This is a genomic window from Leisingera sp. S132 (genome assembly GCF_025144465.1).
In the GTDB taxonomy this organism is placed as follows: Bacteria; Pseudomonadota; Alphaproteobacteria; order Rhodobacterales; family Rhodobacteraceae; genus Leisingera.
In genome coordinates this window covers 1-17,943 of sequence record NZ_CP083558.1, presented here as the reverse complement: position 1 = coordinate 17,943, position 17,943 = coordinate 1, and the positions used below count along the sequence as shown (strand labels likewise).

Here is a 17,943-nt window from a genome sequence, read left to right as displayed (position 1 = left end):
GTGGGCGTGTTTGAAATCCGGCTGCCCGATGTGGGCGAGGGCGTCGCCGAGGCGGAGCTGATTGAGTGGCATGTGAAGCCGGGTGATATCGTTCAGGAGGATGACATCCTGGCCGCGGTGATGACCGACAAAGCTGCGGTGGAGGTGCCGTCCTCGGCGGACGGCACGGTGCTGGAGCTGGGCGGCGAGATCGGCGCGATGATCCCGGTCGGCGGGGTTCTGGTGCGGCTGGAGGTCGAGGGCGCGGGCAATGCCGCTGCACCCGCCCCCGCGCCCGCGCGGGAGGAGACGCCTGCGCCGGAGCCGGAGACGGCACCGCCGCTGGCAGCGAAGAAAGCGGGACGCCGGATGCCGCCGCCGGAGGGGGCCAAGCCGCTGGCCGCGCCCTCGGTGCGGGCGCGGGCGCGGGCCGAGGGGGTGAACCTGCGTCAGGTGCCCGGCAGCGGCCCTGCGGGGCGCATCAGCCATGAGGACCTGGACAACTGGATTGCCTCGGGCGGCATTAAACAGGGCGGCGTCACCCGCGGCCGCAACACCGGGGTTGAGGAGATCCGGGTGGTCGGCATGCGCCGCAAGATCGCCGAGAAGATGGCGCAGGCAAAACGGCAGATCCCACATATCACCATCGTCGAGGAGGTGGAGATGGGGGCGCTGGAGGATCTGCGGGCGGCGCTGAATAAGAAACACGCGGGCAGCCGCCCCAAGCTGACGCTGCTGCCCTTCCTGCTGAGGGCCATTGTCGAGGCGGTGCGCGAGCAGCCCGGGCTGAACGCCCGCTTCGATGACGAAGACGGCGTGATCCATCGCCACGGCGGCGTGCATGCGGGTATTGCCACCCAGACAGAGCAGGGGCTGACGGTGCCGGTGGTGCACCATGCCGAGGCGGGCAGCCTGTGGGACAATGCAGCGGAAATCCAGCGGCTGGCAGAGGCCGCCCGCGACGGCTCGATCAAGCGGGAGGAACTGAGCGGCGGCACCATCACCATCACCTCGCTTGGGCCCTTGGGCGCGATCGCCACCACCCCGATCGTGAATTACCCGGAGGTGGCCATTGTCGGCGTCAACAAGATGCAGATCCGCCCGGTCTGGGACGGCCAGCAGTTCCGGCCGCGCAAGATGATGAACCTGTCCTGCTCCTTTGATCACCGGGTGGTCGATGGCTGGGACGCGGCGGTCTTTGTGCAGAAACTGAAATCCCTGCTGGAAACCCCAGCGATGCTGTTTGTCGAGGGCTGAATGTCTGATCTGAAATGCAAACTGCTGATCATCGGCGCCGGCCCCGGCGGCTATGTCTGTGCCATCCGCGCGGGCCAGCTGGGCATCGACACGATTGTGGTGGACGAGGGCAGGGCGGGCGGCACCTGCCTCAATGTGGGCTGCATCCCGTCGAAGGCGCTGATCCATGCGGCGGAGGAATTTCACCGCATTGCAAGCGCGCCGCAGGGTGTGCTGGGGATCAGCTGCCGCGCGCCTGAAATAGATTTTGCCAAAACGGTGGCCTGGAAGGATGGCATCGTGCAGCGGCTGAACAGCGGAGTCACGGCGCTGATGAAAAAGGCCAGTGTGCGGTTTGTCGAGGGCCGCGCCCGGTTTCTGGATGGCAAGACAGTGTCGGTGAACGGCAGCGGCGACGGCCAAGTGATCCATGCGCAGCATATCGTGATCGCCTCCGGCTCTGCCCCGGTGGAGCTGCCGGATCTGCCGTTCGGCGGTCCTATCCTGTCCTCGACCGAAGCGATGGAGCTGACGCAGGTGCCGGACAGCCTGGCGGTGGTCGGCGGCGGCTATATCGGGCTGGAGCTGGGCACCGCCTTTGCCAAGCTGGGCGCCAAGGTCACGGTGGTCGAGGCGGAGGAGCGCATTCTACCGCTTTACGATGCGGAGCTGACCCGCCCGGTTGCGGCGCGGCTGGAGGCGCTGGGGGTTGCGATGAAGACCGGCACAAGGGCGGAGGGCTATGAGACCGGCAGGCTGCTGACCAGTCAGGGCGATGTGGCGGCGGAGAAGGTGCTGGTGACGGTGGGGCGGCGGCCCCGCACAGCAGGGATCGGCATCGAGGAGCTGGCGCTGACCCAGGACGGGCCGTTTGTCAAAACCGACAGCCATTGCCAGTCGTCGATGCGCGGCATCTATGCCATCGGGGATGTGACCGGCGAGCCGATGCTGGCCCACCGGGCCATGGCACAGGGCGAAATGGTGGCCGAGCATATCGCGGGCCATGCGGTGCAGTGGGACAAGCGGGCCATTCCGGCGGTGTGCTTTACCGATCCGGAGGTGGTGGCCTGCGGCGCCCTGCCGGGTGAGGTTGAGGGCACCGCCGCCACGGTTTTTCCGCTGCAGGCCAACGGACGCGCGCTGGCCGCGGAGCGCGAGGACGGCTTTATCCGGGTGGTCTGGCGCCAGAGCGACCATGCGGTGATGGGCCTGCAGGCGGTTGGGGCAGGGGTGGCGGAACTCTCTGCCGCCTTTGCGCTGGCCATCGAGATGGGCGCATGCCTGGAAGACATCGGCGCGACGATCCACGCCCATCCGACCCAGTCGGAAGCCCTGCAGGAGGCCTGCCTCAGAGCACTGGGGCACGCGCTGCATATCTAGCGTCAGGACCCCCGGGTCCTGACGCTTGGGTCAGCCGGATGTGCTGACCGGGCCGTCCCTGGCCGGGGCCGTGCTGAACACAACCGGCGCGCCGCCGGGCGTCTGCAGCAAAAAGCAAGAGGACTGCGTGCCGGGCAATACGGCTTCGCCTGCAAACCGGGCTCCCAGTGCTTCGGCGGCCAGACGCGCGCCTGAGGCAGAGGCGGTTTTGATGTTGGGCACCCAGGCAGGGCGGGGAAGCGGCGGCAAGACCTGCGTCAGGTGCCAGCCGGCAAGTCTGTTCGAAGGCCCGCGGATGGGGACTGCTGCCTGTGCCTGTGCCTGAGCCGCCTGCAGCTGCCAGCCGCAGACCGCGGCATAGAACTCTGCAGGGAAGCCCGCGCCGTTTGACAGGTAGATTTCAGGGCCGAATTGCCGGGCCGGGGCAGGGAAGCTGTGGCGTGAGAGTGAAATGCCAAGCAGCGCCCCCAAGGGATCGCGCAGCAGCGCGTTGCGCCCGACGCCGGGCACCTCGAACGGGGGGCGGAGAATGTCTCCGCCCAGATCTTCGGCCTGTGCCGCGGCGGCATCGACATCGGCAACTTCGGCATAGGGGATCCAGCCGTCCGGCAGGCCGGGCGGGGTTTCCGCGAACCCCGCCCCTGCCTCGCCGTCCAGCAGTGCCAGGACAAACGCCTTTTCACCGCCGCCCCAGGCGAAATCGGTGGCCTGTTCGGTCTGGTAGCGCCAGCCCGCGGCCTGCCGGTAGAAGCCCATCGCGCGGGTCCGGTCCGGGGTGAACAGGTCATGCCAGACGATCTGGCCGGTTTTCAAAGCCTGCATCACGCTACCTCCGCTTGTCTTTGATTTTCATGGCGCCGCGGACCATCTTGCCAAAGGCCTTGCCGCGGGCGCGGCGCTCCGCGAGGCTGGCGGAGTTGAAGGCGTCCTCGGCCATCAGCTTGCGCCAGCGGTCCAGCTGGGCCTGTTCGATCTCCCCCTGTGCGACGGCCTGCAGGACGGCGCAGCCCGGTTCGCTGTCGTGGCGGCAATTGCTGAAGCGGCAGCCCGCGGCGCGGTCTGTGATGTTTGCAAACAGGCTGCTGATGCCGTCCGCCGCCCCGGTCAGCTGCAATTCCCGCATGCCGGGGGTGTCGAGGATCAGGCAGCCGTTAGGGGCCATGTGCAGCTCGCGGCGGGTGGTGGTGTGGCGGCCCTTGGCGTCGTCCTCGCGGATCTCTTGCGTGGCGATGGAGCGGGTGCCGAGCAGCGCATTGGCCAGCGTCGATTTGCCAACCCCGGAGGAGCCGAGGAAGGCCACCGTCCGCCCGGGTTTGCACCAGGGCGCAAGCGCCGCCTGCACGCCGCTGCCGCGGGCGTCGAGCGCCACAACCTCAGCCCTGTCCGAGATGGCGCGGGCGGCCTGAACATAACCCTGCGGATCGTCAGCCAGGTCAGCCTTGGTCAGCACGATCACCGGGGTGATCTGCGCCTCCAGCATCAGCGCCAGGTAGCGTTCCAGCCGGGCGGTGTTGAAATCCTGGTTGCAGGAGGTGACGGCGAAACCGGTGTCGATGTTGGCCGCGATCAGCTGGTCCTGGCGGCCGGTGCCGGGTGCCCGCCGCCGGATCAGGCTGGCGCGCTGCAGCAGCCGGCTGTTCTGCGGCTGTGCGCGGTCCAGCATCAGCCAGTCGCCGACGGTTGCATCCGGGCGCGGCGGCAGGGTGGTTTCAAACCCGCCGCCGGCGGCGTGCAGCGCGCTGCGGTGCACCGCGGTGATGCGGACGGGCGGGGCGGCGGCCATCTCCTCGGTGCTGACCTGCTGTGCGAAATGCGGCTGCCAGCCCAGGGCCTGCAGCGGGGAGAGGGAAGGTTTCTGTGTGCCCGGCGGGCTGGAGAAGAACTGGGAATAGTCCCGTGTCATGGGGGTGTCTTTCATGTCATTGCCGCGGGGCGGGCCCGGGCGCAGGGGTAAGGGAAAAGCACGTGCACAAAAGCCTTGCCGCTCTCCGGCGGGAGGCGGGCGGGTCAATCGGCTGCTGTGCACCGGGAGGCCTGCTGCCTCCCATCCTTACCAGGACATAAAATCTCCATTTCCGGTGCGTGCAATATAGGCCGCCGGTGCGCGGGGAACAACCGCCAAGCGGAGAACAGTCTGCTGCAGCTGCTGCGGAGGCGGGTCAGTGCATCAGGCTGTTGGCCCCGATCAGGAGCGAGGCGGCCACGAACACCGTCAGGGCAATCGACAGCAGCCCGGCGCAGGCACCGGCCAGCACGATCACCCCGTCCCGCTCCACCAGCCCGATGCTGGTGATGAACAAAGCGATGGCGGGAAACCAGCCGCTGAGGGGCAGGGGAATGAACAGCGCCAGCGAGACCAGGAACAGCAGGCCCCCGGTCAGCTGCTCGCGCCGCGGCTGGAACATTACCCCAAGGCGCGGGCGGGCAATCCGCTCCAGCCGCCGCGACACCGGGCGCAGGCGCAGCACGATCCGGCGCATCGCCGCGCCGGAGATCCGGATCCGGGCGATTCTGCGCGGCAGCCGGACATTGGCAAAGCCAAGCCCCATCTGGGCGCAGAAGAACAGCAGCGGCAGGGCGGTGACAAGCGTGGCCCCCGGCGGCAGCGGCAGCAGGTTGATCAGGCAGGAGAGCAGGATGGCCCAGCCGAAGGACCGGTCGCCAAGCTGCTCCAGAAAGGCGCCGAGGGAAATGTCATCGTCGCTTTGGTGGCCGCGGATCACCCGCAGCAGCATGAAGGACAAGGACCGCTTTCTGACCAGGGTTGCGGCGGCGGAACCGGGGCATCCAGAAACAGCTTTCACTCTCGCCTCGCAACTCCAACTGCGCCGCTGCCTGCTTAGCCGCTTCCTGCTGCTGCGGCAACCGTTTAAGGCGCGCTGCCGGCAGCCGGCGGCGGTCCGGCGCCGGGCGGGCGAAAGCGGGCCGGGCCGCAAGCCGCAGCGGCGGAGCGCGCAAGGTTCGCCGCGGGCGCGTGTCTTTGCGGTGCCGGATGTCCGGGCAGACTGCCTGAAAATCCGGCACCCGCAGGGTATCCGGGCTTGCGCCGTGCCCGTGTCCTTTACAGCCGGCCGCAGCGCTCTGCATGTTCTGCGCATGCCGGATACCCTGTCCATTGCCGTTGTTGAAACCGACCGTGACCGCGCCCTCATGATTGTGGAGGGGCTGCGGGAGGCCGGGGATTTTGACATTCAGGTGATCCCGGAACCATCGGGGCTTGCGCGCCAGATACAGTTGCGCGACCCGGATGTGGTGCTGATCGATATCGCCAACCCCTCCCGCGATGTGCTGGAGGAGCTGACGCTGGCCTCCGGCCCCAAGGACCGGCCGGTGGCGATTTTTGCCGATCGCAGCGCGGAGGGGCTGTCTGCCGCCGCGGTGGAGGCGGGAGTGTCGGCCTATGTGGTTGACGGGCTGCATCCGGCCCGGCTGCAACCGGTTCTGGAGGCCGCCATTGCCCGGTTCCGGCTGTTTCAGCGGATGCGGACGGAGCTGGCCGGGGCCAAGCGCGCGCTGGAGGAGCGCAAGGTGATCGACCGCGCCAAGGGGATGGTGATGAAGGCCCGCGGCATCAGCGAGGACGAAGCCTATGCGCTGCTGCGCAAGGCGGCGATGGATCAGAACAAGCGGGTGGCCGAGGTGGCGCAGGCGCTGGTCACGGCGGCGGGGCTGCTGGCATGAGCCTGACGCGGATCCCGGCCGGTTATGTCCCGCTGACTGATGCGGCGCCGCTGATTGCGGCGCAGGAAATAGGGTTTGCCGCCGAGGAGAAGCTGGCGCTGGACCTGCGCCGCGCGCCCTCCTGGTCGTCGCTGCGGGACATGCTGGCCTTTGGCCAGGTGGATGCGGCCCAGATGCTGGCGCCGGTGCCGGTTGCGGCGGCGCTTGGCCTGGGCGGCGCCAGCGCGCCTCTGTCGGTGCTGTCGGTGCTGTCCGTCAACGGCACGGTGATCGGGGTCAGCGGCAGCCTGGCCCGCAGGATGGCCGATGCGGGGCATGGATTTTCCTTTGACGATGCCTTGTCTGCTGGACTGGCGCTGACCGCTGCGGGCGGCGCAAGCTTGCGGATCGGCGTCCCGTTCCCCTTTTCCATGCACGCTGAACTGCTGACCTATTGGCTGAAGGGGCTGGGGGCGGACACGCCCCCGGACATCGGCATCCGCACGGTGCCGCCGCCGCAGATGGTGGAGGCCATCCGCAGCGGCGAGATCGACGCTTTCTGCGTTGGCGAGCCCTGGGGGTCGCTGGCGGTGGAGCAGGGGGCCGGGGCGCTGCTGCTGCCCGGGCGTGCGATCTGGTCCTTTGCGCCGGAGAAGGTGCTGGCGGTCCGCAGCGCCTGGGCGGATGCGGAACCCGGCCTGGCCAGCCGCCTGATCCGGGCGCTGTGGCGCGCAGGCCGCTGGCTGGCCGATCCGGCCTCGCACGGGCTGGCGGCGGAAATCCTGTCGGCGCGGCGATACCTTGATCTGCCCGCTGAAATCATCGAGCGCGCACTGTCGGGGACGTTCACAGTGACGCCGCAGGGGCTGCAGCGCGAAGCGCCCGGTTTCATCGGCTTCCACGATGGCGCGGCGGGGTTTCCCTGGCGCAGTCAGGCGCAGTGGATTGCCGGGCAGCTGGCCCGGCGCAACGGGCTGGACCAGCAGACGGCGATGGAAACAGCAGGGACCGTCTTCCGCAGCGATCTGTACCGTGCCGCCCTGCAGGGCACTGGCGCGGAATTGCCGGGCGCCGCCGCGAAACCGGAGGGCGGTTTTGGCGCGCTGCACACGGCTGGCGGAGAATCGGAACCGGTCGGCCTGCTGCAAAACCGGTTTTTCGATGGCCGTGTTTTTGATCCCCTGGCTGCGGACTGATGAAAAAGCAGGCAGCTTTCCAGCCTGCCACGCTGCAACGCAGAATTTCTTGCTGCATGAGCAAAGAAACCTTTGGCGCGGGCCGGGCCTTGCGGCAATCTGAGGTCAGACAGGCAACGGTGCCTGACTGAGAATTTTCCCGAAGACCGGGGTTCACTGAGCAAAGCCGCTCGACCCACCGCCACTCCTCCCGGCGGTGCGTGTCAGCGGCTTTTTTCTGTTCCGGCGCCTGCCGCCGGGCACAGCTAGGAAAAGGAACCAACCCGATGAAACGACTGATCATGGCGCTTGCGGCCTCAACTGCACTGACCGGGCCGGCGCTGGCGGCCACTCTGGAGCTGGAAAAGGATGTGCTGACCTTCGGCTTTATCAAGCTGACGGATATGGCGCCGCTGGCGGTGGCCTATGAGCAGGGTTTTTTCGATGACGAGGGGCTGTTTGTGACGCTGGAGGCGCAGGCGAACTGGAAGGTTCTGCTGGATGGGGTGATCAGCGGCACGCTGGACGGCGCCCATATGCTGGCAGGCCAGCCGCTGGCCGCGACCATCGGCTATGGCACCGAGGCGCATATCGTCACGCCGTTTTCGATGGATCTGAACGGCAACGGCATCACCCTGTCCAATGAAGTGTGGGAGATGATGAAGCCGGCGCTGCCCAGGGACGCGGACGGCAGGATCGCGCATCCGGTCTCCGCTTCCCATCTGAAGCCGGTGATCGAGGCGTTCAACGCCAAGGGGAAGCCCTTCAACATGGGCATGGTGTTCCCGGTGTCCACCCATAACTACGAGCTGCGCTACTGGCTGGCGGCAGGCGGCATCAGCCCCGGCTACTATTCGCCCGAGAATGTGACCGGGCAGATCGGCGCCGAGGCGTTCCTGTCGGTGACGCCGCCTCCGCAGATGCCCGCGACGCTGGAGGCCGGCACCATCTCCGGCTACTGCGTGGGGGAGCCGTGGAACCAGCAGGCGGTGTTCAAGGGCATCGGGGTGCCGGTGATCACCGATTTCGAGCTGTGGAAGAACAACCCGGAGAAGGTGTTCGGCATCACCGCGGAATTTGCCGAGGAAAACCCGAACACCACGCTGGCGGTGGTCAAGGCGCTGATCCGCGCGGCCCAGTGGCTGGATGAAAACGGCAACGCCAACCGCCCCGAAGCGGTGGAGATCCTGTCGCGGCCCGAGTACGTCGGCGCCGATTACGAGGTGATCGCCAATTCGATGACCGGCACCTTCGAGTATGAGAAGGGCGACAAGCGCGACGTCCCGGATTTCAACGTGTTCTTCCGCTACAACGCGACCTATCCGTTCTATTCGGATGCGGTCTGGTACCTGACGCAGATGCGCCGCTGGGGGCAGATTGCCGAGCCCAAGCCGGACAGCTGGTATGACGAGGTTGCCCGCTCTGTCTACAAGCCGGAGATCTACCTGGAAGCCGCACAGATGCTGGTGGATGAGGGGCTTGCCAGCCCCGGGGACTTCCCCTGGGACAGTGACGGCTACAAGGCCCCGACGCCCGCAGAGGACATCATCGACGGCATCCCCTTCGATGGCAAAGCGCCCAACGCCTATATCGACAGCCTGCCGATCGGACTGAAGTCCGGCCAGACCGTCGTTGGCAGCGCCATTCAGGGCTGACCCCGGACAGGAGGGCAGGGGGGCGGTGCGCCCGCAGGAGCGGGCGGCGTTCCCTGTCCTCAGCAATTCCCAGAGGACGACACCATGACGATTGCCGACCCCGACACGCTGCGCCCCGCCAGTGACCAGAAGGAGGCCCGCCGCGCGCGGCTTTTCACCCGCATCAGCAAGCTGGACGGCTGGTTCCAGGTCTTTGGACTGGCCTGGCTCACCCCGGTGCTGAAAGCCGCCGCCGGGGACAATCCCAGGGCGCAGATCAGGGAAATCTGGCGGCTGCTGGCGGTTCCCGTCATCGCCATCGCCGCGTTCCTGATGCTGTGGGCCGTGCTGGCGCCCAAGGTGCAGACCTCGCTGGGCGCCATCCCCGGCCCTGCTGCAGTCTGGGCCGAGGCGGTGAACCTGCACCAGGATGCGCAGGCCAAGGCCGCCAAGGAGCGCGCCCACGCCGAGAAGGTGGAGGCCCGCAACCAGCGGTTCATCGACCGCGGCCAGCCGGAGCGGGTGAAGGATATCCCCTTTACCGGCGCGCCGTCTTATTACCAGCAGATCGGGACCTCGATCCTGACGGTCTTCTTCGGGTTCCTGATTGCCGCCGCCGTGGCGATCCCGCTGGGCATCCTGGCCGGGCTGTCACCGGCTGCAAACGCGGCCATCAACCCGCTGGTGCAGATCTTCAAGCCGGTGTCGCCGCTGGCCTGGCTGCCGATCGTGACCATGGTGGTCTCGGCGCTTTATGCCAGCAACGACGGGCTGTTCGCAAAATCCTTTCTGGTCTCTGCCATCACGGTCACCCTGTGCTCGCTGTGGCCTGCGCTGATCAATACCGCGCTGGGGGTGGCCTCCATCGACAAGGACCTGGTGAATGTCTCCAAGGTTCTGAAAATGAACACCTGGACCAAGATCACCAAGCTGGTGCTGCCGTCGGCGCTGCCGCTGATCTTCACCGGGCTGCGGCTGTCGCTGGGGGTCGGCTGGATGGTGCTGATCGCGGCTGAGATGCTGGCGCAGAACCCGGGCCTTGGCAAATTCGTCTGGGACGAGTTTCAGAACGGCTCCAGCCAGTCGCTGGCCCGGATCATTGTTGCGGTGCTGACCATCGGTATCATCGGCTTCCTCCTGGACCGGGTGATGTACGCGCTGCAGTCGCTGTTTACCTTCACGAACAACCGGTGAGCCGCCATGAGCATTCTTGAATTCAAACATGTCTCCAAGAGCTATGGCGAGGGCACCCGCCGCACGCAGGTTCTGAACGGCATCAATCTGGAGGTGCAGGAGGGCGAGTTCCTGGTGCTCCTGGGCTTTTCCGGCACCGGCAAGACAACCCTGATCAACCTGATGGCCGGGCTGGAGCAGCCGTCGCAAGGATCGGTTACCTGCCGGGGTAAAGCCATCACCGGCCCCGGTCCTGAGCGCGGCGTGGTTTTTCAGACCTATTCGCTGATGCCGTGGCTGACGGTGAACGGCAATATCGGCCTTGCGGTGGACACCGTGTTTCCCGGCCTGCCCAAGGCGGAGAAGCAAGCAAAGGTCGATCACTATGTGAAAATGGTCGGCCTCAGCCACGCTGCGCACCGCCGCCCGGCAGAGCTGTCGGGGGGGATGCGCCAGCGGGTTAACGTGGCGCGGGCGCTGGCGATGGACCCGGAGATGCTCTTGCTGGATGAGCCGCTGTCGGCGCTGGATGCGCTGACGCGGGCCAATCTGGCGGATGAGATCGAAGCCATCTGGGAGGCGGACAAGAAGACCTGCGTGCTGATCACCAACGACGTGGACGAGGCCATTCTGCTGGCCGACCGCATCCTCGTGCTGAACCCGGGCGGCAGCCTGGGGGAAGAGTTCACCGTCGCCCTTCCCCGCCCGCGCGACCGCTCCGCGATGAACACGGACGAGAGCTTCAAGCATCTGCGGGCGGCGGTCACCTCCTGCCTGATGGACGTTGGCATCAAGGCGCGGGCCGAGGGGTCGAAGACCCTGCCGGATGTGACACCGATTCACGGGCTGCCGGCGGCTGTGGCGGAGGCCGCGAAGTCGATCACCGGGGAGCGGTTTCTGGATTTCTCGCAGCTGCACAAGATCTATCCGACCCCCAAGGGGCCGCTGACGGTGGTCGAGGATTTCAACCTCAAGATCAGCAAGGGCGAGTTCATCTCGCTGATCGGCCATTCCGGCTGCGGCAAGTCCACGGTGCTGACCATGGCCGCCGGGCTGAACCCGATTTCAAAGGGGGCGATCAAGCTGGACCGCCGCCATGTGGAGGGTGCCGACCCGGAACGCGCGGTGGTGTTCCAGTCGCCCAACCTGTTCCCCTGGCTGACCGCGCGGGAGAATTGCGCCATTGGGGTCGACAAGGTCTATCCCAAGTCCAGCCAGGCGGAACGGCAGGACGTGGTCGAATATTACCTGGAGCGCGTCGGCCTGGCGGATGCGATGGACAAGCCCGCACATGCGATGTCGAACGGCATGCAGCAGCGGGTCGGCATCGCCCGCGCCTTTGCCTTGTCGCCCAAGCTTCTGCTGCTGGATGAACCCTTCGGCATGCTCGACAGCCTGACCCGCTGGGAGCTGCAGGAGGTGCTGATGGAGGTCTGGAGCCGCACCAGGGTGACCGCCATCTGCGTCACCCATGATGTCGATGAGGCGATCCTGCTGGCTGACCGGGTGGTGATGATGACCAACGGGCCGCAGGCCACCATCGGCAAGATCACCGACGTGGACCTGCCGCGCCCGCGCAGCCGCAAGGCGCTGCTGGAACACCCGGATTACTACACCTACCGGCAGGAGGTGCTCGATTTTCTGGAGGAATACGAGCACGGGGCAAAACCCAAGCCCAAACCTGCCGCAGACAAGATTGCAGCGGAGTGAGAGCATGACCCAGAAACTCGTCATTATCGGGGCCGGCATGGCCTCTGGCCGGGTGATCGAGCATCTGCTCGACGCGGATCCCGGCGCCTATGATATCACCCTGTTCAACGCCGAGCCGCGCGGCAATTACAACCGCATCATGCTGAGCCCGGTGCTGTCGGGCGAAAAGACCTATGAGGAGATCGTCACCCATTCGGACGACTGGTACGCGGAGCGCGGCGTCACCTGCCGCTTCGGCGAGCATGTGGTGAAAATCGACCCCGAGATGAAAGTGGTCGAGGGCGAAAACGGCCATGTGCCTTTTGACAAGCTGGTGATCGCCACCGGCTCTGCCCCCTTTGTCATCCCGGTGCCGGGCCACGACCTGCCGGGGGTGATTTCCTACCGCGACCTGGATGACACCAACGCGATGATCGAAGCCGCCGCCAAGGGCGGCAAGGCGGTGGTGATCGGCGGCGGCCTTTTGGGGCTGGAGGCTGCCGCAGGGCTCAAGGAGCGCGGCATGGATGTGACCGTGCTGCACCTGACGGGCCACCTGATGGAGCGCCAGCTGGATGAGGCCGCGGGGTATCTGCTGCGCAAGGATCTGGAGGCGCGCGGCATCACCGTGAAAACCCAGGCCGCGACCAAGGCGATCCTGGGCGAGGACCGGGCGCAAGCGGTGCTGCTGGAAAGCGGCGAGACGCTGGGCGCTGACCTGGTGGTGATGGCGGTGGGCATCCGCCCGGAAACCCGGCTGGCCACTGACGCGCAGCTGGATGTGGCGCGCGGGATCGAGGTGAACGCGCAGATGCAGACCTCCGACCCGGATATCTATGCCGTGGGGGAATGCGTGGAGTTCGGCGGCCATCTGTTCGGCCTCGTCGCGCCGCTCTACGATCAGGCCAGGGTGCTGGCGGACAGCCTGCTGGACCAGCCCAACGCCTTTGCCGTCAAGGAACTGGCGACCAAGCTCAAGGTCACCGGCTGCGACCTGTTCAGCGCCGGGGATTTTGCCGAGGGCGAGGGGCGCGAGGACATCGTGTTCCGCGACCCGGCGCGCGGCATCTACAAGCGGCTGGTGATCGAGGACGGCCGGCTGGTCGGCGCGGTCATGTACGGCGACACCGCAGACGGCAGCTGGTTCTTTGGCTTGATCAAGGACGGCACCGGTATCGAGGAGATGCGCGGGACGCTGATCTTTGGACCGGCCTTTCAGGGGGGCGCCTCCGCGGACCCTCTGTCAGCCGTTGCAGCCTTGCCGCCTGAGGCGGAGATCTGCGGCTGCAACGGCGTCTGCAAGGGACAGATCACCCGCGCCATCGAAGGCGGCGCAACAGACCTTGGCGCGATCCGCGCCACGACCAAGGCCAGCGCCTCCTGCGGCACCTGCACCGGGCTGGTGGAACAGCTGCTGGCGGTGACACTGGGCGATGGCTACGCGGCGCCGCAGGCGCAGCCGGTCTGCGGCTGCACCAGCCACACCCACGAGGACGTGCGCCGCCTGATCAAGTCGCAGGAGCTGAAAAGCCAGGCCGCGGTCTGGCAGGAGCTGGGCTGGACCACCCCGAACGGCTGCCATGTCTGCCGCCCGGCGGTGAACTATTACCTGCTGGCGGACTGGCCGCTGGAATACCGCGACGATCCGCAAAGCCGTTTCGTGAACGAGCGCAAGCACGCCAACATCCAGAAGGACGGCACCTTCTCGGTGGTGCCGCGGATGTGGGGCGGCCTCACCACCCCGGATGAGCTGCGCGCCATTGCTGATGCTGCCGACAAATACGCGGTGCCGACGGTCAAGGTGACAGGCGGCCAGCGCATCGACCTTTTGGGTGTCCGGGGCGAGGACCTGCCTGCGATCTGGGGTGATCTGAACCGGGCCGGGCTGGTCTCGGGCCATGCCTATTCCAAGGGGCTGCGCACGGTGAAGACCTGCGTCGGCACCGATCATTGCCGGTTCGGCACGCAGGATTCGACCGGGCTGGGCATCAAGCTGGAGCAACACCTGTGGGGTTCCTGGACCCCGCATAAGCTGAAGCTGGCGGTCTCCGGCTGCCCGCGCAACTGCGCCGAGGCGACCTGCAAGGACATCGGCGTGGTCTGCGTCGACAGCGGCTATGAAATCCATGTGGGCGGCGCCGCGGGGATGGAGATCAAGGGCACCGAGCTGCTGTGCAAGGTAGCCACCGAAGACGAGGCGATCGAGGTGATTTCGGCGATGACCCAGATCTACCGCGAAAACGCCCGGTACCTGGACCGCATTTACAAATGGCTGGACCGGGTCGGGCTCGACTGGGTGAAGGCGCAGATCGTGGACGACACGGAGAACCGCAGGGCGCTGGCGGAGCGGTTTCAGCTGTCGCAATCGGTCTACCGCAGGGACCCCTGGGCGGAACATGCGCAGGACAGCGCCACAAGGGCGCAATACGCGCCGCTTGCCAATCTCACACTGGAGGCCGCGGAATGAACTGGATCGACATCGGCCATATCGAAGACATCCCGCTGCATGGCGCGCGGGTGGTGAAAACCCCGGCGGGCTGCGTTGCCCTGTTCCGCACCGGCGCGGCGGAAGTATTTGCCGCCGACGACCGCTGCCCGCACAAGGGCGGGCCGCTGTCCGAGGGCATCGTGCACGGCCAAAGCGTGACCTGCCCGCTGCACAACTGGGTGTTCGATCTGAACACCGGCGCGGCGCAGGGCGCGGATGAGGGCCGGATCGGCACCTACCCGGTCCGGGTGGACGGCGGCCGCCTGCTGATCGACGGCGATGCCGTCGGCAAGCGGAGCGCGGCGTGATGGCGGGAACGGCTTGCCAGGAGGTCCGCTCGGCCTGCCCCTATTGCGGCACCGGCTGCGGCGTGCTCTTGCGCCCGGACGGGCAGGGCGGGCTGGCGGTGCGCGGCGATCCGGAGCATCCGGCCAACCGGGGGCGGCTGTGCTCCAAGGGGCTGGCATTGGGGGAAACCCTGGGGCTAGAGGGCCGCTTGCTGGCGCCGCGGGTGCAGGGCCGCGAAACCGATTGGGACAGCGCGCTGGACCTGGTCGCGGCCAGGTTCCGGCAGGCGGTGGAGCAGCACGGCCCGGACAGTGTCGGCTTCTATCTGTCGGGCCAGATGCTGACCGAGGATTACTATGTCGCCAACAAGCTGATGAAGGGCTTTCTCGGCTCCGCCAATATCGACACCAATTCGCGCCTGTGCATGGCCTCCACCGTGGCGGGCCACAAACGCGCCTTTGGCACCGACACAGTGCCCGGCACCTATGAGGACCTGGACGAGGCCGATCTGATTGTTCTCGTCGGCTCCAACCTGGCCTGGTGCCACCCGGTTCTGCATCAGCGCATTCTGGCGGCCCGCGCGGCGCGCGGCACCAAACTGGTGGTGATCGACCCGCGCCGCACCGCCAGCTGCGATCAGGCGGACCTGCATCTGAAACTGCGGGCCGGCAGCGATGTGGCGCTGTTCAACCGGCTGCTGGCGGCGCTTCACCAAGGCGGCGCGCTGGATGCGGAGTATCTGCAGCATGTGAATGGGCTGGGCGCGGCGCTGGCCGCTGCCGCTGCGGAGGATGCCTCTGTGACCGGGTTGCCGGAGGGAGAACTCAAGGCGTTCTGCGATCTGTGGATGCGCACCGGAAAGGTGGTGACGGTGTTCAGCCAGGGGGTGAACCAGTCTACCTCCGGCGCGGACAAGGTGAACGCCATCCTGAATTGCCATCTGGCCGCGGGCCGGATTGGCAAGCCGGGCTGCGGGCCGTTCTCGGTGACCGGCCAGCCCAATGCGATGGGCGGGCGCGAGGTTGGCGGGCTGGCCAATATGCTGGCCTGCCACATGGATCTGGACAACAGAAGCCACCGGGCTGCGGTGCAGGCGTTCTGGGGGGCGCCTGCGATGCCTGACCGCGCCGGCCTGAAGGCGGTCGACCTGTTCCGCGCCGCGGGCGACGGGCGGCTCAAGGCGCTGTGGATCATCCACACCAACCCTGCAGTGACCATGCCGGAGGCCGATGCTGTATCGGCCGCCATCAAGGCCTGCAAGTTCACCGTGGTCAGCGACATCACCGCCGCAACCGACACCGCGCGGCTGGCGGATGTGCTGCTGCCAGCCGCCGCCTGGGCCGAGAAGGACGGCACCGTTACCAATTCGGACCGCACCATCAGCCGTCAGCGCGCTGTCCTGCCGCCGCCGGGCGAGGCCCGCCCCGACTGGGATATTCTGGCCGATGCGGGCCGGCGCATGGGCTGGGGCGCGGTGTTTGATTACCAGTCTCCGGCGCAGGTCTTCCGTGAGCATGCGGCCTTGTCCGGGCTGGCGGGCAGTTTCGGGCTGGATTTCGATATCTCTGGCCTCAGCACCCTGTCCGATGCAGGCTATGACGGGCTGGCCCCGGTGCGCTGGCCGGTCAGCCGGACCCGCCAGGGCGGGCGGTTCTTTGCGGACGGGCGGTTCTTTCACCCGGACGGCAAGGCCCGCATGCTGGCGGTCCGGCACCGGCCCCCGGAGGCCGCCCCGGACCGCCAGTACCCGTTCCGCCTGAACACCGGCCGCATCCGTGACCAGTGGCACACGATGACCCGCACCGGCAAGGCGCCGCGCCTGTCGGGCCACCTGGCCGAGCCTTTTGCGGATATCCACCCGGAGGACGCCCGGCGGCTGGGTGTGCAGCCTGCGGAGCTGCTGCGGCTCAGCAGCCCGCAGGGGCAAGCTATCCTGCGCGCCCGGATCACTGCGGACGTGCAGCCCGGCGACCTGTTTGTGCCGATCCACTGGACCGGCGAAACCGCCCCTGCGGCGCGCATCGGTGCCCTTGTCGCAGCGGCGGTTGATCCGGTCTCGGGCCAGCCCGAAAGCAAGGCTGCCGTTGTTGCGGCGGAACGCTGGCAGCCCGCCTGGTACGGCTTTGCGGTTTCCTTGCGGCCGATGCGCCCGCGGGCGGAGTACTGGGCCGTGGCACGCACCGGCACCGGGTACCGGGCGGAACTGGCCGGGCTGGCCCCGCTTGCGGATCCGGAGGTGGTTGCGCGGGATCTGTTTGCGCTGCCGCAGGCAGATGTGCAGGTGATGACAGACCGCCGCAAGGGCATTGCCCGGCTGGCCCTGCATCAGGAAGGCAAGGTCATGGCCGCCCTGTTCACCGCGCCGGAGCCGGTGGCGGTTCGCCGGGACCACCTGGCTGGGCTGCCGGGCACCAATGCCCAGGATATCCTCACCGGCGTTCCCGCATCGGGCCGGCCCGACCCCGGCCCGGTGGTCTGCGCGTGTTTCAGCGTCGGAGCCAATACGATTGTGCACGCCATCGAAAGAGGCGGGCTGATGAGCGTTGCGGAGGTCGGCGCGGCCTTGCAGGCGGGCACAAACTGCGGCTCCTGCCGCCCCGACATTGCAGAGCTGCTGGCACGGCGCGCGTTCCGGCAGGCGGCGGAATAGGACGGGCGCAGATGCGTTATGCCTTTCACCCCTTGCGGTGTCAGGGATCCGTGTCTGGCGCTGGCCGGTCAGCGGCTTTTCCCGCAGTGGCCAAAAACCGGCGGGCAGCCCAAGGGCGCCCGCCGCAGTCTTCGGGACGTCAGCTCACAGCAGCCAGGTTTTCACCAGCGCGCCATCGTACATCATGCCGCCGCCCTCGCCGCGCACCATAAGGCCCATCTCGCGGTAGAGCGCGGTGCGCTTGGCGGTGTCGAGCTCGCCCTTGGCCTGCAGCAGCAGCGCGTCGAAATCCTGCCGTTTGAACCGGGTGTCGTTCCAGCCGGCATCGGATTTGCAGGCGGTGGAGAACATCTGGTCCTGCACCGGGCGCCCGCCACAGTCGGAGGCGCAGAAGGGGGCATTGTTCCAGACCTCGGACCAGCAGCCGTCGCTGGGCACGCGTTCGATCTGCAGCGGGATGCCGGCCTTGGCCGCGCTTTGCTGAAACAGTGCCGCGGCATCCACCGCGCCGGGGGAGGCATTGCCGGGCACTTTCAGGACAACCGGGCCGTCATGGCCGGACTTCTGATAGTGATGGCGGGCCTGATCCAA

The 17,943-nt window shown here is 67.3% G+C and carries 13 protein-coding genes and 1 pseudogene; 10 read left to right on the top strand and 4 right to left on the bottom strand.

The features are described from left to right. Both K3725_RS21860 and lpdA read left to right on the top strand, forming a co-directional pair. Positions 1-1,236 (top strand): dihydrolipoamide acetyltransferase family protein, encoded by a 1,236-nt coding sequence (locus K3725_RS21860; RefSeq protein WP_260019102.1) that lies wholly within the window; start codon positions 1-3, stop codon positions 1,234-1,236. Continuing rightward, positions 1,237-2,595, top strand: coding sequence for a dihydrolipoyl dehydrogenase (gene lpdA / locus K3725_RS21855; protein WP_260019101.1), 1,359 nt, complete (start codon positions 1,237-1,239; stop codon positions 2,593-2,595). A 30-nt stretch (positions 2,596-2,625) separates the two neighbouring features. Here lpdA and K3725_RS21850 read toward each other — a convergent pair whose 3' ends face one another. The 3 genes from K3725_RS21850 to K3725_RS21840 form a co-directional block, all read right to left on the bottom strand. Continuing rightward, on the bottom strand, positions 2,626-3,417 hold the full coding sequence (locus K3725_RS21850; RefSeq protein WP_260019100.1) for a VOC family protein: 792 nt from the start codon (positions 3,415-3,417) through the stop codon (positions 2,626-2,628). A 4-nt stretch (positions 3,418-3,421) separates the two neighbouring features. Then, on the bottom strand, positions 3,422-4,498 hold the full coding sequence (gene rsgA, locus K3725_RS21845) for a ribosome small subunit-dependent GTPase A (RefSeq protein ID WP_260019117.1): 1,077 nt from the start codon (positions 4,496-4,498) through the stop codon (positions 3,422-3,424). Between the two features lie 256 nt (positions 4,499-4,754). Next, positions 4,755-5,330, bottom strand: a complete 576-nt coding sequence (locus K3725_RS21840) for an exopolysaccharide biosynthesis protein (protein ID WP_260019116.1) — start codon at positions 5,328-5,330, stop codon at positions 4,755-4,757. Positions 5,331-5,691: 361 nt separating this feature from the next. On the opposite strand from K3725_RS21840, the gene K3725_RS21835 reads away from it, so the two are divergent. The 8 genes from K3725_RS21835 (at position 5,692) to K3725_RS21800 (ending at position 17,352) form a co-directional block, all read left to right on the top strand. Continuing rightward, positions 5,692-6,276 (top strand): ANTAR domain-containing response regulator, encoded by a 585-nt coding sequence (locus tag K3725_RS21835; RefSeq protein WP_260019099.1) that lies wholly within the window; start codon positions 5,692-5,694, stop codon positions 6,274-6,276. Beyond that, a complete protein-coding gene (locus K3725_RS21830) occupies positions 6,273-7,451 on the top strand; it encodes a CmpA/NrtA family ABC transporter substrate-binding protein (RefSeq protein ID WP_260019098.1) in 1,179 nt (392 codons plus the stop codon). The genes K3725_RS21835 and K3725_RS21830 overlap by 4 nt, the downstream gene beginning before the upstream one ends. 266 nt (positions 7,452-7,717) lie before the next feature. Further along, a complete protein-coding gene (locus K3725_RS21825; protein WP_260019097.1) occupies positions 7,718-9,085 on the top strand; it encodes a CmpA/NrtA family ABC transporter substrate-binding protein in 1,368 nt (455 codons plus the stop codon). An 84-nt stretch (positions 9,086-9,169) separates the two neighbouring features. Beyond that, positions 9,170-10,258 (top strand): ABC transporter permease, encoded by a 1,089-nt coding sequence (locus K3725_RS21820; protein WP_260019096.1) that lies wholly within the window; start codon positions 9,170-9,172, stop codon positions 10,256-10,258. A gap of 6 nt (positions 10,259-10,264) precedes the next feature. Further along, positions 10,265-11,947 carry an ABC transporter ATP-binding protein gene (locus K3725_RS21815; RefSeq protein WP_260019095.1) on the top strand — a complete coding sequence of 561 codons (1,683 nt, stop codon included), beginning with the start codon at positions 10,265-10,267 and terminating at the stop codon, positions 11,945-11,947. 4 nt (positions 11,948-11,951) lie between these two features. Beyond that, a complete protein-coding gene (nirB, locus tag K3725_RS21810) occupies positions 11,952-14,393 on the top strand; it encodes a nitrite reductase large subunit NirB (protein WP_260019094.1) in 2,442 nt (813 codons plus the stop codon). Beyond that, a complete protein-coding gene (nirD, locus tag K3725_RS21805) occupies positions 14,390-14,722 on the top strand; it encodes a nitrite reductase small subunit NirD (protein ID WP_260019093.1) in 333 nt (110 codons plus the stop codon). Before nirB ends, nirD begins: the two co-directional genes overlap by 4 nt. Continuing rightward, positions 14,722-17,352, top strand: a complete 2,631-nt coding sequence (locus K3725_RS21800; protein WP_260019092.1) for a nitrate reductase — start codon at positions 14,722-14,724, stop codon at positions 17,350-17,352. Before nirD ends, K3725_RS21800 begins: the two co-directional genes overlap by 1 nt. A 144-nt stretch (positions 17,353-17,496) precedes the next feature. Here the strand turns inward: K3725_RS21800 and K3725_RS21795 are convergent. Further along, a pseudogene (locus tag K3725_RS21795) lies at positions 17,497-17,937 on the bottom strand (peptide ABC transporter substrate-binding protein); the annotation flags it as partial. Positions 17,938-17,943 lie beyond the last annotated feature (6 nt).

Bases quoted from the DNA above. Each gene is read 5' to 3' on its own strand.
- lpdA (WP_260019101.1), top strand. From the start codon at position 1,237: ATGTCTGATCTGAAATGCAAACTGCTGATCATCGGCGCCGGCCCCGGC.
- K3725_RS21850 (WP_260019100.1), bottom strand. From the start codon at position 3,417: ATGCAGGCTTTGAAAACCGGCCAGATCGTCTGGCATGACCTGTTCACC.
- K3725_RS21800 (WP_260019092.1), top strand. From the start codon at position 14,722: ATGGCGGGAACGGCTTGCCAGGAGGTCCGCTCGGCCTGCCCCTATTGC.
- K3725_RS21815 (WP_260019095.1), top strand. From the start codon at position 10,265: ATGAGCATTCTTGAATTCAAACATGTCTCCAAGAGCTATGGCGAGGGC.
- nirB (WP_260019094.1), top strand. From the start codon at position 11,952: ATGACCCAGAAACTCGTCATTATCGGGGCCGGCATGGCCTCTGGCCGG.
- K3725_RS21820 (WP_260019096.1), top strand. From the start codon at position 9,170: ATGACGATTGCCGACCCCGACACGCTGCGCCCCGCCAGTGACCAGAAG.
- rsgA (WP_260019117.1), bottom strand. From the start codon at position 4,498: ATGACACGGGACTATTCCCAGTTCTTCTCCAGCCCGCCGGGCACACAG.
- K3725_RS21840 (WP_260019116.1), bottom strand. From the start codon at position 5,330: ATGCTGCTGCGGGTGATCCGCGGCCACCAAAGCGACGATGACATTTCC.
- nirD (WP_260019093.1), top strand. From the start codon at position 14,390: ATGAACTGGATCGACATCGGCCATATCGAAGACATCCCGCTGCATGGC.
- K3725_RS21835 (WP_260019099.1), top strand. From the start codon at position 5,692: ATGCCGGATACCCTGTCCATTGCCGTTGTTGAAACCGACCGTGACCGC.
- K3725_RS21825 (WP_260019097.1), top strand. From the start codon at position 7,718: ATGAAACGACTGATCATGGCGCTTGCGGCCTCAACTGCACTGACCGGG.
- K3725_RS21830 (WP_260019098.1), top strand. From the start codon at position 6,273: ATGAGCCTGACGCGGATCCCGGCCGGTTATGTCCCGCTGACTGATGCG.